General features: G+C 34.5%; 11 protein-coding genes. 8 read left to right on the forward strand and 3 right to left on the reverse strand.

Features of this window, described 5'->3' with window-relative positions:
- Positions 1-51 precede the first annotated feature (51 nt).
- The 3 genes from C0J27_RS00560 to ileS all read right to left on the reverse strand — a co-directional run bounded on the left by C0J27_RS00560 (position 52) and on the right by ileS (position 4,670).
- Positions 52-714 carry an ankyrin repeat domain-containing protein gene (locus C0J27_RS00560; protein ID WP_252120575.1) on the reverse strand — a complete coding sequence of 221 codons (663 nt, stop codon included), beginning with the start codon at positions 712-714 and terminating at the stop codon, positions 52-54.
- Between the two features lie 94 nt (positions 715-808).
- Positions 809-1,663 (reverse strand): ankyrin repeat domain-containing protein, encoded by an 855-nt coding sequence (locus C0J27_RS00565; RefSeq protein ID WP_115585259.1) that lies wholly within the window; start codon positions 1,661-1,663, stop codon positions 809-811.
- A 136-nt stretch (positions 1,664-1,799) separates the two neighbouring features.
- Positions 1,800-4,670 carry an isoleucine--tRNA ligase gene (gene ileS / locus C0J27_RS00570; protein ID WP_115585260.1) on the reverse strand — a complete coding sequence of 957 codons (2,871 nt, stop codon included), beginning with the start codon at positions 4,668-4,670 and terminating at the stop codon, positions 1,800-1,802.
- Between the two features lie 254 nt (positions 4,671-4,924).
- Between ileS and C0J27_RS00575 the strand changes: the two genes are divergently transcribed.
- The 8 genes from C0J27_RS00575 to C0J27_RS00610 all read left to right on the forward strand — a co-directional run bounded on the left by C0J27_RS00575 (position 4,925) and on the right by C0J27_RS00610 (position 13,912).
- Positions 4,925-5,941, forward strand: a complete 1,017-nt coding sequence (locus tag C0J27_RS00575; RefSeq protein ID WP_162801693.1) for an ankyrin repeat domain-containing protein — start codon at positions 4,925-4,927, stop codon at positions 5,939-5,941.
- Positions 5,942-5,959: 18 nt separating this feature from the next.
- Complete coding sequence (murD, locus tag C0J27_RS00580) at positions 5,960-7,339, forward strand: UDP-N-acetylmuramoyl-L-alanine--D-glutamate ligase (RefSeq protein WP_115585262.1); 1,380 nt, start codon at positions 5,960-5,962, stop codon at positions 7,337-7,339.
- A gap of 91 nt (positions 7,340-7,430) precedes the next feature.
- Positions 7,431-8,057, forward strand: coding sequence for a hypothetical protein (locus C0J27_RS00585; RefSeq protein ID WP_115585263.1), 627 nt, complete (start codon positions 7,431-7,433; stop codon positions 8,055-8,057).
- Between the two features lie 204 nt (positions 8,058-8,261).
- A complete protein-coding gene (locus C0J27_RS00590) occupies positions 8,262-9,002 on the forward strand; it encodes a hypothetical protein (RefSeq protein ID WP_115585264.1) in 741 nt (246 codons plus the stop codon).
- A 225-nt stretch (positions 9,003-9,227) separates the two neighbouring features.
- Entirely contained in the window at positions 9,228-9,680 is a 453-nt protein-coding gene (locus tag C0J27_RS00595; RefSeq protein WP_115585265.1) for a hypothetical protein, read from the forward strand.
- A gap of 249 nt (positions 9,681-9,929) precedes the next feature.
- Positions 9,930-11,036, forward strand: a complete 1,107-nt coding sequence (gene ftsW / locus C0J27_RS00600; RefSeq protein ID WP_115585266.1) for a putative lipid II flippase FtsW — start codon at positions 9,930-9,932, stop codon at positions 11,034-11,036.
- Between the two features lie 187 nt (positions 11,037-11,223).
- The gene (locus C0J27_RS00605; protein ID WP_115585267.1) at positions 11,224-12,192 is read left to right on the forward strand and encodes a hypothetical protein; all 969 of its coding nucleotides are present in this window, start codon (positions 11,224-11,226) and stop codon (positions 12,190-12,192) included.
- Positions 12,193-12,328: 136 nt separating this feature from the next.
- Positions 12,329-13,912 (forward strand): hypothetical protein, encoded by a 1,584-nt coding sequence (locus C0J27_RS00610; RefSeq protein WP_162801694.1) that lies wholly within the window; start codon positions 12,329-12,331, stop codon positions 13,910-13,912.
- Positions 13,913-14,030 lie beyond the last annotated feature (118 nt).

Genomic DNA, 14,030 nt, shown 5'->3' on the forward strand with positions numbered 1-14,030 from the left:
GGTTTATCCTGAGCCCTTTCTCTTTTTTAAAATTTCACACCGCAAGGCATCTTAACTTATAATACACGATGATTCATCTTCATGGGCAAACAACTCTAACACGCAAGATACTTCATGCTGCTCTGCAAATGATTGTGCGCTAATGCCTGCTCGATTACGACGATCAACTTGTGCGCCAGCTCGCAAAAGCTGTAATACACAAGATATATGCTCGTGCGTTGGAAAATTTTTGTACTGTATAACCGCATACAATAATGGCGTAGAACCATGCTTGTCAGGCATATTTGCTAAAACTTGTAAATCATTAAAATCACAACCATTATGAAATTCATAATGATTCAAAAGTTCAGACACAGCACGCACATTTCCGTACTCAGCTGCAGCGCACAGCAATGTTTTGCCATCTTGATTGTCATAATAAACACAATCAGAATGAGATTGACAAATCAATGACGGCATCGCTTTATGATCTTTTTCTTTTATTGCAGAAAACAGTTGTAAATTATCATACATAATTGAAGCATCTCTTGCTAAAAGAAAAGTCGGCGCATCAAAAAAATCAATTGAAATTTCTTGCCGATCACTCCTGTCATGCAAAGGCAGACCTTGCTCCATCAAATCAAAATCTTGCATACCAGCATTAACAATGCTTAATTGAGAATCTTGAGATGCAAAAAAAATATCAGATCCAAAAATAAACATACAACTTATCATAAAAAAATATCGATTACACATACTATAAAAAACTTTCACTGGGTAAAAAATTACTGATAATTATAAAAATTCAGATCACACAAAATAGAAATTTTCAACTAATAGTACAAGAAAATGGATCCTGAAGATCTTCTGTTAGTGCCACATATTCCATATGTTTAATAGTTATAGGGTCTAAAGATCTTGCAGATTTACCTTGCTCATTAACAAAATCAGGATTTGCGCCACATGCCAGAAGAAGGCGCATACAATCAGCAGATTCTTTAATAGATTCATGTCTTATATGCTTTTTTGTCAAATGTATCAAAGCTGTATTTCCACTCTCATAAGGAATATCCACAATACCACGCAAAGACTTAAGACGGCTGACACCTCCTGCGCAATTATTTAAATTTATATCTTTATAATGCCGAATTAAAAGTTCCATTGCTACATTATTACTACATTGCGCTGCTAAAGCAATCAAGGTAATGTTATCCTCATCATTCCCAAAAAAAACACAAGGGACACTACTTTTTTCAAGTAACTGTTGTACCGAGTAATGTTTATAAAATTTTATTGCACGACGTAACAATTCATTTGAATTATCTTGTGCTCCGCAATCTAAAAAAACCTGAATCATCTGAGAGTTATTATGATCTACTGCACAAGCAAAATAACTTAACCCGTTGCGATAACAACTTGCAGGATCAATACCTTGCAAAAGTAACGATCGAACTTGAGTACGATTATCATGTTTAATAGCTTGCAATAACAATTCGCCTCTATGTTCAACAACAGGCATAGCTATATCAACTTCATGTTCATCTTGATCTACAACGACGTGGCAAGATGCACTATCTAAAAAACAAGCTTCTGTTTCTTGCAAAAGTTGGTCAGATGCGCTTAACATTACAACGTGCAAAACAACAAAAAGCATACAATTGAACATAAAAAATTTAATACGCATACGATTTAAAAACTTTCATTATCTATCATGTTATTACTATAATTTATTATTGAGCAGATAAACCCCAAGTTTCTACAACTCAGGGTTTATCGTTATGTTTTGTTTTTCAAAAATTCAGAAAAGAAGTCATACAATCTTATGACTGTAAAACCTTGGTGCATCGAGAACAAAGTTGTTTTGCTTCATCAAATTTGCCCGTCACTTCCCACTGCCAACAACGAGCACATTTACCGCCCTGCGCTTTAGCAGCTTGCACAAATAAACCAGGTGCAACTTCTTGAATACTGCCAGGTACGTCAGACAAACTAATCTGCGATACGATAAAGTATTCTTTTAAAAACTGCTCAACTGAGTGACCTTGTGCACGTATCATAGCAAACAAGGCAGCAATCTGATCATAATCTTTATACTGAGAAGAAATATGCGACGCAACAGCAGCATCAAGCGAATGCTTAACTAACCCTTGCCCACGTAAATCTTCTAACGATTTTAACACCAATGAACGAACATCGCGCATCGCATCAAAACTTGCATAAAAGTCTGCTTTACTCATGCCATTATCTTGAGTAAACAATCTATCAATGACCCACGACAAATCTGCAAAATCTTGCAAATGAATTGATCGCTTTTTATCAACTTGATACGAATCAGAAATTAATTCTGCCGTAAACGAAAGCACTGGCGCCATAATTTTTGTTAAGGCATCAAGAATGTAATAACATAATGTTTGCGCAGATCGACGTTCAAGACTATCAGCTTTTTCAACGTATAAACGATCTTTGACGATGTCTAAATAAAATGAACTAATTTCTTTAACACAATAATCCGCTAATTCATGAAACACCGCAGTTGTTTTACGACCACGATACGCATGCTTAATCGACTCGTTTACATCATGCAGCTGGCATAACGCATACTGATCGATCGCAAGCATTTTTTCAACAACAATCGCATTGTTTTCAAAATTAAAGTCATTTAAATTCATTAATAAACCACGGCACGTGTTGCGAATCTTGCGATGCACTTCCGCTACGTTATTTAATAAATTTTTTGAAACCACAGGATCACTGTCATAATCGTTACTTGCAACCCATAAACGCAAACCATCATTACCAATTTCTTTAATAATGTCAGCAGGGTTTACCACGTTACCAATCGATTTCGACATCTTACGACCCTTGTCATCGACCGTAAAACCGTGCGTTAAAATTTCACGCATTGCAGGTTTTTCATGCAATGCCAAGCTGGTAAGCAATGAACTCTGGAACCATCCACGATGCTGATCTTTACCTTCAAGGTACATGCTCACCGGATAAATAGCTTCAACACCTTCAGATAACATAGCAAAATGACTCACACCAGAATCAAACCACACGTCTAAAATATCTGATTCTTTTGTAAGATTCGTACCGCTACATTTTTTACAAGTAGATCCAGGTACTAACGTTTCAATTGCAACAGTATCCCAATATTCAATACCATGTTGCTCTACACCCTTTGCAACGATTTCGATCAAGTCTGTTGAAATGTATACATCGTTACAATCGTTACATGAAACTGCCGGTATTGGCACACCCCATGAACGTTGACGAGACAAACACCATTCTAAACGACCCGATACCGTTGCACTTAAACGATTTTGTCCCGTTTCTGGAATCATACGCATATCAGCAATTGCTTGCAATGCACGTTGACGTAAATTATGTTGTGATAAATCACAAAACCATTGCTTGGTAGCTCTAAAAATTAAGCCCTGATGACAACGCCAACAATGTGGGTACGAGTGACGAATTGTTTGTTTGAATAATAAATTGCCAGCTTCATCTAATTTTTTTAATACCGCCCACTGACCATCAGTTACCAACATGCCAGCTAAATCTGCAGGAATAATATCAACGGTGTAACGACCATCAACAGAAATCGGTGAATAGATTTCTAAACCGTTTTTTACGCCAATTTCATAATCATCTGGTCCACATCCTGGAGCATTATGCACACACGCTGTTCCATCTTCTAACGAAACAAAGGCATCGCCAATAACAGTAACTTGAAAGTTTTCGATTAATGGATGGGTAACTTTTTGACCAATTAATAATTCTGCAGGCATTTCAGCTATAATGTGAGCAGTTGTACCAAGCGTTGCTGCAACTTTAGCAACTAATTCTTTTCCAATAATTACTAACTTTTCATTCATTTCTACTAATTGATACGTAGCACCTGGTTTTAAAACTACAGAACGATTTAATGGTAATGTCCACGGTGTTGTTGTCCATGCAAGCAAACTTACTTTTTTATCACCTACCGTTGGGAATAGTGCAGCGGTTGTTGCTGCATCAAACGGAAACTGTACATACACTGATGGATCTTTGCGTTCTTCATACTCAATTTCAGCATTTGCTAAAACGGTTTGACACGTCATGCACCATGGCACGGTCTTTTGCTTACGAGCAATATACCCTTTACCAACCATAATCCCAAATGCACGTAATGTTTGTGCTTCATAGATCGGGTCCATTGTTGCGCACGATTTATCCCACTGCATCATAATGCCAAGATTTCTGAACTGCTGTTTTTGAATATCAGCCCACTTTTGAGCATACACACGACATGCAGCTTTTAAAGCTACTGGATCATTTTTCAGTTCAGGGTTTTCGGTCGTAACTTTAAACTCAATTGGCAATCCATGACAATCCCATAACGGAACAAACGGAACATGCTTACCAGACATACGCTCTGACTTCGTAACAATATCTTTTAAAATTTTATTATACGCATGACCAAGGTGAATATCACCATTTGCATACGGAGGACCATCAGCAAGAACAAACTGTTCTTTGCCTTTGTTATGTTCAAATGTTGTTGCGTACAAAAGTTCTTTTTCCCAGCGTTCTAAAACTTGCTGGTCAAAAATATGAGCTTGAGCACGAATAGGAAAATCTGTTGATGGGAGATTCAATGTATCTTTATAACTTAAAGCAGCGACTTCTTTCTCTTCATGCTTGCTCATAAATAAACCTTTTCATATACTAATAGGAGGATAAACAAATGAATTTTCAGTATACCAAAACAAAAGCAATTTACCACGAGATTTCTGGTATGCTTTCAAGATATAATGAGATGTATCTTGAATTTTTTAATCCTCTTTTGTTTATTGTCAAAAAAATATACTTATTCAATATATTTCTACTTTAAAAATACAAATTTTTTGTTCCTATTTTATTTTTTACATCATACATACTATATATTTGAAAGACGATGATTATGATGAAAAATATACACGTATTAATTCTATTATTGAGCGTACAATCACCAATATTTACAACTCAAGAATCACATGTGCAAAAAAGCAATGCACAAATTCGCAATGAAATAATTGATCAAGCAACAAAAGATTTGCCTATGCTTGTTACCTGCTTTAATTTTTTGCAGGAACACAACGTAAGCAATCAGTCGTTTCATGAATATGTAACAGAACATCTTAACCACGCTACAGGATTAGAATGTAATTTTGGTCAAACAATTGAAAAAGCTGAAGATGTAATTCTTGCAAAGATACGTGATCCATTTTTTAAAACGATGCATCATGCAATACATGAAAAAAAGGCGCTTAATACGACAGATGATCCTGTATTATTATTTATGATTCAGCACAAAGATGGATGTATGAATTTTTTTATACAGCAATGGGTTAATCAAACAGATCCAAGAATAGATAATGGAACACTCTTACACCAGGCTATTGCAAAAAAAAATCTTGAATGCGTAGATCTTTTAATTACCTTAGGTGCAAATATTAACACTCAAAATAAATCTGGATGGACGCCTTTATATGCAGCAACTTTCTATAATCATACAGAAATAGCTGATATATTAATTGCTACTGGCGCTGATCTTAACATTCCAGATCATGTTGGAGAAACTGCATTGCATTGCGCAACATTAGCCGATCTCAATACTCCAGAGGTTTATAGGCAAACTACATTAGATTATACAAAGTTAACGAACAGTGAAAAAATAGCATTAAAATTAATTGCTGCTGGAGCTGATCTCAATTGTAAAGATAAATATGGATGCACCCCACTTTATCGAGCATATTCAAGTTGTAAAATAGTAATAGTACAAATGTTAATTACTGCCGGTGCTCATATAAACATCAAAAACAATGAAGGTAATACTATTGATGACAACATTTTTTCACCTGAAATTCATGCGCTGTTTAAACAAGTAAGACAAAAAAACGATGATCAAAAGATAGCAATATTTGAAAATCAAATTTAAAAAGATTGGCGATAGATCATGAATAATTTTGATAATAAAAAAATCGGTATCTGGGGATTTGGCGTTGTGGGCTCATCAGCTCTTACTTTTTTTGATCAATGGAATGTAACATCCATCGAAATTTTAAATAATAAACCGGTAGAACTCCCACACACTCGCAACATAGTTTTTGCAACGCTGCAAGCTCCTACAACAATTCATAATTTTTTTGAAAATAACGATTTCATTTTAGTCAGTCCTGGAATTCCTTTACATCAGTATCAATCGTATGCTCATAAACTCATCAGTGAACTTGATCTTTTTTATCATCATAACTCCAGCCCTACTATTGCAATTACCGGCTCACTTGGCAAAACAAGCATTACTCACCTGCTCACTAACATTTTGCAAAAAATGAATCTGCATACCATCGCAGCTGGCAATATTGGATACCCCATGCTTCAACTTATCAGCAAGCTCCAAACTGAAAAATTTGATACAATCGTACTAGAACTATCAAGTTTCCAGCTTCAACAATCACAAATTTGTTCACCCGATCTTGCTATTATTACGAATATTTATGATAACCACCTTGATCATCACGCATCAATAGATGAATACATTGATGCAAAGTTTAACATAATCAAGCATCAAAACTCCCTTAAAAAAGCTCTCATGCCACTTGAACTTGCAAGCCTTGTTAATGCAAAATCTTTAGATCATCATCATATTATTTTTTTCTCTGCAAGCAAACCAACTCAAGAACAACTGAGTAAACTAGCACCAGATACCACTATCTATTATGTAGATAAAAACAGTATCTACAAAATGGTTAATCAGGTAACAACATTATTACTTACCATCAGTCAGCTGCCACCAATTACGTTTCAAACAAATTTTTTAATTATACTTGCAGCGCTTGATATACAAAACATTTCAGTACAATCAGTTGCAAACATACTCGCCCAACTTGATATTCCTGATCATCGATTACAAAAAATAGCATCGCATCATGGGTCAGATTTTTATAACGATTCAAAATCAACCGTCTGGCAAGCGACTTTACAAGCCGTAAATTCTATGCACCATGACAAACCAATCAAACTTTTTCTTGGTGGATTAAGTAAAGGCGCAAACCGTGAACCATTACTCCAGGCTCTGCAAAACAAAAATATAGAAGTGTATGCGTTTGGTAAAGAAGCAGAACTGCTTGGTACTATCTGTAAAAAATTTAATATTGCATACGCTGCACACGATACACTTCAAGACTCTTTTGATGCATGCGTCAAAAATATTACGCAGCCAAGCAGTATCTTATTTTCGCCTGCAGGATCAAGTTATGACTTATTTGATAATTATATTGATCGAGGCAAAAAATTTGTAAACATGGTTACAAACTATACAAAAAATATTTCATAAAAAACTCAAACGGTTTACTTTTGATGCGTCCATATACTAGTATAAAATAAAAAAGTTGTATGTTTATAGCAGAAAAAAAGGACGATGACCTATGAAAAAAATAAATTTAATTGCATTATGCCTCTTGCTTTCAAGCCCACTTATCATAAAAAGTTCTTCAGAAAGTATCTCAGAAAAATCAACTGAAATAGAAAATGATATTAAAGATATAAAAACAGCAATAAAAGATAAAAAAGCTGCTGCTGATTTTAGCAACAGTGAATTACAAAAGAAAAACTCTTCATTGCAAGTAAAAATACAAGATTACATGAAACTATTAGCAACAAATATGCCAACTGGCACATCTGAAGAACAAAAGGCAGCTAAAGCGAATCAACTTGACCAAAAAAACTACTTTAAAATACAGTTACAAGCTGCTGCTGCAGATCTACAAGCTCAAGTAACTTACATAAGAACATCACTTACAGCAAAAACAAATTATTTGCATAGACTAAAAAACAGATCTGTTGTACTTAATTCAATGCTCGTAACAAATAAAGATAACGGCGTTGTCATGCTTCCTGCAAGAAGAGCTAACGTTGAAAAGCAAAAAAATATAAATCAATCTGACATTGCAGAGACAATCGCAGAAAAAACTAGCCTAGAAAAGCAACTCAAAGATATTAGTAACTCAATTATGCAATTACAAAAGTTTTTGAATGATAAATCAATTAACTAATCGCATGCAATAAAAACAGTCAAGTTCATTTAAAATCATTTCTTGCAAACGATCTTATCCCCGGCATACATCCGGGGATATTTTCTTATTGAAATATTTATTTTTTCAAAAAACCATTGTAAATAAAGTTTAAATTTTGATACCATGAATTTTAGTAAGAGTTATTCGTGGTTGAATAATTCGTAAACAAAAAAGGAGAACGTTATGAAAAAGTTACAATTATTAGCATTATCTATGCTACTTTCAACACCATTTGCAGTTACTTACACATCATACGCAGCTGATGCGGCTGATGCAACTGAAACAACACAAGCTGCTGCAAGCAATAAACCTAAGGTAGCAAGTAAAAATGATGGTAGACAAGCTGAACGACAAGCAAGAAGAGACGACAGAAGAAGTGAGCTTACAGAACAATTAAAAGCAATTCAAGCAAAAAAAGTAGCTTTTATGAATTCTGATGCAGATTTACAAGCTCAAAAAGAAGAGCATGGCCAAACATTACGGGCTCAAATTAAATCTGTAGAAGATGATATCCGTGATTTAAATTTATCAGATGTTCAAAGCAAAGAAGCAAGAGCCGCATTACTTAATTTACATCAAGAACGTGATACATTACGATCACGTCTAGAACGCCATAAATATAAATTACAAGCAAGAAAGTCTCTTTTAATGGGCCATGTTGACTGTATGCAAAATCATATTGCAGATTTACAAGCAAAACAAGATGAGCTGACAGCACAATTAAACGGTAAAGCTCAAGACAATGCTCAAGTTGTATCAATACAAAAAGATGTTGATTCAATTAAAAAAGAAATCGAAACTAAACAAGGTAATGTAATAGCTCTTCAAGCTAAAGTAGATGCTGCTCAAAAAGCTCTTGACGCGCTACAAGATAAAAAATCTGACAGAAAAATGCAAGCTGTTCAAAATAAAAGAAACAGCTAAGTAAATTTAGTTCATATTTAGCAGGCACGATTATACATCGTGCCTGCTTTTTTGTGTTTATTTTTGTTATATTTACAAAATAGAGAAATAAAATATAGATTATATTCATGTAAGTAATTACAAGTTGATACATAATTAATTTGCGATATTACATGATGCTCTTATACTATACAAGTTCTTAATTGTAATTAGATATCATAAATTTTAATTAAAAAGGAGATATGCATGACAAAGAAGATTTTTTCTCGAAAGCTTTTATTTTTACTTATTGCAGCAACAATTGCTTATAACACCATCGATGCAAAATTAACTGAAGATGGATTTAGTGATATTAGACCCCATCATCATGCATCATTTAAAGACGATGGACAAGCATGCAAAGAACGAATAATTGAAGAAATGTGCTGTGGCGTCGACACAACCCCAACACCACACGCAATTTTAAATTTTATAGAATTGATTCAAATCTATATCGAAAAAATCAAAAACACATCATCTATCTCTTTTGAATCTGTTGATATCGCACGCATTGCGGTTCTTGATGTTGCTCGTGCACGCAAAATGTTATCAAAAGCAACACCAGCTGAAATTTTAAACGACATTCGCCATGCAATTGATCGAGTTGACAAACAAGTTATTCAACTTGAGTCATACGTCAGAAAATCAAAAATAGAGTAAATTAAAATCCAAGCCTGTGCTATCGCTCCGTTTATTTCCGCAAACAGGCGCTTGGCGACCACGTTACGATTTTTTATGTAAAAAAAAGAGTGCATCAGGCACATACATCATGCCGATCCACGAAATTTTCATACATAATGGAGAGTAAAAAATTTGGTTCACGCAACCTAGCATTTGCGATAAAACGTGATAGACTCATCTGGATACAATTTTTTAACGATTACAAGCTGAACAGATGCGAGTTTTGTTATGTTAACTCAACAAAAAATTAAACATGATGCAACAATCTTTATTTCGATTGTTCTCACGTTAATTACACTGGGAATTATATTTGTCTACTCATCAAGCTCATTTTATGCACTCGAAAAATTCGGGTCACCCCTGTACTATGCACAACGCCAATGTTACGGAATCGTACTTGGCTCACTGTTTTTTTATGGAGCCTATAACATTCCGCTCAGCAGCTTACAAAGCTTAAGCTTTTTTATATTTTCAAGCTCACTTGCCCTGACTGCCCTTCCGTTAATTTCTCACCTGACCAAGCGTATGCACGGTTCAAGTCGATGGGTTAATCTATTTGGGTTTATCTTTCAACCAAGCGAGATTCTTAAAATTACCACCATCATCTATGTCGCTTCATTTCTTGCACGCAAGCAAGATCAACGAGAATCATTTAAAAAAGGCTATCTACCCCTTTTGTGTATCAGCATGATCGTCAGTGTAATACTACTCAAACAACCAGATTTTGGTTGTACTGCAACGATTCTTGCAACCGTCTTAATCATGCTCTTCATTGCAAAAATGAATATGAAATACCTCATGATGCTCACAAGCGTTGCCCTGCCCCTGGCAGGCATTGTTGTCTATTTTCAACCCTATCGTTGGAAGCGAATTTTAATCTATTTAGACCCGTGGAAAGATCCACAAGGTGCGGGTTTCCAAGTTATTCAATCCTTGATTGCAATCGGTTCAGGCGGCCTTTGGGGTACCGGGATCGCTCAATCAAAACAGAAATTTTTCTACCTACCGATGCAACACACTGACTTTATTTTTGCTATTATTGCCGAAGAAACAGGTTTTATTGGTACCACCTGCTTGATCAGTCTTTTTGCGCTCTTTTTATACTTTGGCTTTAAAATTTCATGGCAACTAAAAAATCTTTTTGCCATTTATATGGTACAAGGTTTAACCATTTTAGTTTCAATCCAAGCATTGATTAATATTTTTGTATCAACCGGTCTAGCTCCCACCAAAGGTATTGGGCTCCCATTTATTAGTTATGGTAACACTGCCCTTGCCTGTAATATGATGATTGCAGGACTCATCATGAACGCTGCACATGATTTTTATGAGTAAGCAGACAATCAGATTCTGTTGAGTTGTATTACAATCATATTCAATTGACCTGCAATTTTGCTTGTACAATCAGCTGTACAAGCAACTATCTATTTTTTAACAACGAGCATACAAGTTTCAATTTGAAAATATTTAAATTTTTTGCACTATTGTATGGTAATTATTTTTTTAATAAATAGGTTGTAATATGAAAAATCAAAAAATTATAATATTTTGTATGTTACTTGCTGGATTACACATAGATGCTGCTGAACAGTATCCATCGTTAGCGCCACAATATCTTCTCAGCTTACAACAAGAGCAGGCCGTAAAAGAGAATGTAAAGCAAAATGCCAGTTTAAAAGATTATCAAAATATGTTATCACCTCAAAAAAGAAAATATCTTGAAGATATTTTTTATACTGTTATAGAACAAGAAGAAAATATAGATGAAAAAAATAGGTCAATAAAGCGGGTTTGCTTTCAAGAGCATAACAATATGCGTGTAGAAAAAAATCATACGAATAAAGAACAAGATTTTACCCCTCTCAATAATCTGATCGAACATTTAGAAGATTTGTCAAATGAAGTAGAACCCGTTGATGAATTGAGTCAAGCTATCCAAAATAACTTTGCTCAGCGACAAAAACAATTTGAAAAAAAAGTTTATGTTGCATCTGTGTATGGAGTTTTACAACAGCATGCAATATCACTGGAGGATTTTAATAATCTTGAGAATTCAGTAAGGCAATTCTTATTATCAAATTTAGTTAAAAATAATGTAGAGCAAATTGCGTTGCAAGTATATCCTCAACAAGGAATCAAAACTCAAACAATTGAGCATTATAATACTTTAATGGGTTATGCACCAAAAAATAAAAAAAACTCTTCACAAAAAATTAACAATGATTTTTATGCGCAAGCAATTGAAAAAGTTTTACATAATAACCATATACTCATTAAAGATTTTAATGAATTATCTACATTTAGAAAAACTACATTATTGTTAACTTTAAGTGTACAAGATTATGAAAGTTTGCCCGAATCTGAACAAAAATTAATTTATAATTTGAGCGTTAAGCGCGATAAATTTTATGAATCTTGCAAAAAATCTCGAAGTAAGCACGTAGTAAATAATCAAATGGATTTTTCAGAAAGCCAACATGCTGAGGCTTAATATTATATTTTTCATGACCATTATAATTACAACCTAATTCAAAAAAATTTCTCATAGTCGTGTAACAATCTATTGAAAACACAGATCAAAATAAGCTACTATAAACATATAATACTATTACCAAGGTCAAAATATTATGAAAAAGTTTATGCTGGATGTTTTTTGCTTGATGTCTTTATGTGTTACAATTTCTGCTATGCACCATGAAGAAATACCCACTGCTCGTGCTACTGCAATGAAAGACAACCATCAATTGCATGATAGTACACCTGTGCAAGCAAAAGCTGAGTTTATCAATAAAAATTATACGCAAGCAAAAGCTGAAGCTATCCCTCATGCAACTGCTGTTCAATCGCATACGAATTTACCAACCAGCACGCATAGTGTTTCTACAAATTCTTTAAGCATAGAACCAGAAATAATCCAAGATCATCATGATCAACCTATCCAAATTTTTAATGCACAAGGAGAAATTCTAAGCGAACACTTTGCAACTTCAGATGGCAGCCAGCACTCAACGGTGTATAATGCTGACGGCAGTACAACGACAACAGTTATAGACACTAAAAAAATAAAACAAAAAGAAACCGTCGTACATGCCGATGGAAGCTCAATTATCAAATTCTATAATGAATCTGGAAAACTTGAAGGGACTGATACCATCGCAAAAGATGGCTCAAAAGTTAGTGTAAAAAATAGCTTGGAAGGTGACATCACAGATTCAGCAATTATCAATAAAACAAATCAGCTGGAAGCAACAATGCGACTTGACGACTATGGTAATAGAACAGCTACAACCTATCATGCTGACAACACGACGACAACTCAACTCTTTACCAGTGAACAAACTACACTCAATGATGATGGAACAACAACTACTCAATCAACGAATCCTCAAGGAGTGACAACACAAATAATAAAAAATAGCGATAATAATGTTGTAGAAAAAATAACATTCAATGCGCAACAAACCAAAAGTGAGATCATTCAATACAATCTCTTGCAACCTGGTACAATTCTTTCGACTCTTAACGCAGAAAGATTCCCTGACGGATCAATCCATGCAACTAAAAAAAATGGTCAAAATGTTATCATCGAGCAAACAACGTATACTCCAGATAACATCCAAGAAAAAACTGTCTACAAGCCAGATAAGAGTAAAGAAATCACAAAAATAAATGCGGATGATATTGTGACTGAAAAAACAATTATTAAAGCTGATGGCAGCAAAGAAATGTTTTTTTATAATCCTGAAACTAGTAAAATTGTAAGCAAAATTAATTCTGATACTCAAGGCAATGCAACCATGCAAGAGTATGATCTGATAACTAACCAGCTTATTTTTGTAACAGATGCAATTATTGATGAAAACGGGTATGCAACATCAATCAAAAAAGATGCTCAAGGCAAAGTCATATCACAAACTATCTCAAACCATCAAGGCGGTATTATATTTGAATCTGATTTTAAAACTGATGGTACTATTGAAACAAAAGAATATGACCCTACGACTGATGCAATAATTTCTCATACTGTAACCACAACAGATGCACAAGGTAATAAAGTTTTCACCAAAAAAAATAACGTTGGTAAAATTATTGAAACCGGAACTTCACGAGTTGATGGCAGCAGTGAATTTACCGATTATGATGAACATGAAAAACCAGTATCAAAAACAGCATTTGCTGCTGATGGAACATCAGTAACAACAGCAATGTAACTTTGTAAAAAGAAGATCGCAGAACACTTCGAGTGTGAATCAAATTTAAAAATTAAGATACTATCCTACGACATCGCTTCGCTTATCTTGGCAAACAGTGGTGGCGGCGGCCACGTTA

The organism is Candidatus Chromulinivorax destructor (assembly GCF_003366055.1).
Classification (GTDB): Bacteria; Babelota; Babeliae; order Babelales; family Chromulinivoraceae; genus Chromulinivorax; species Chromulinivorax destructor.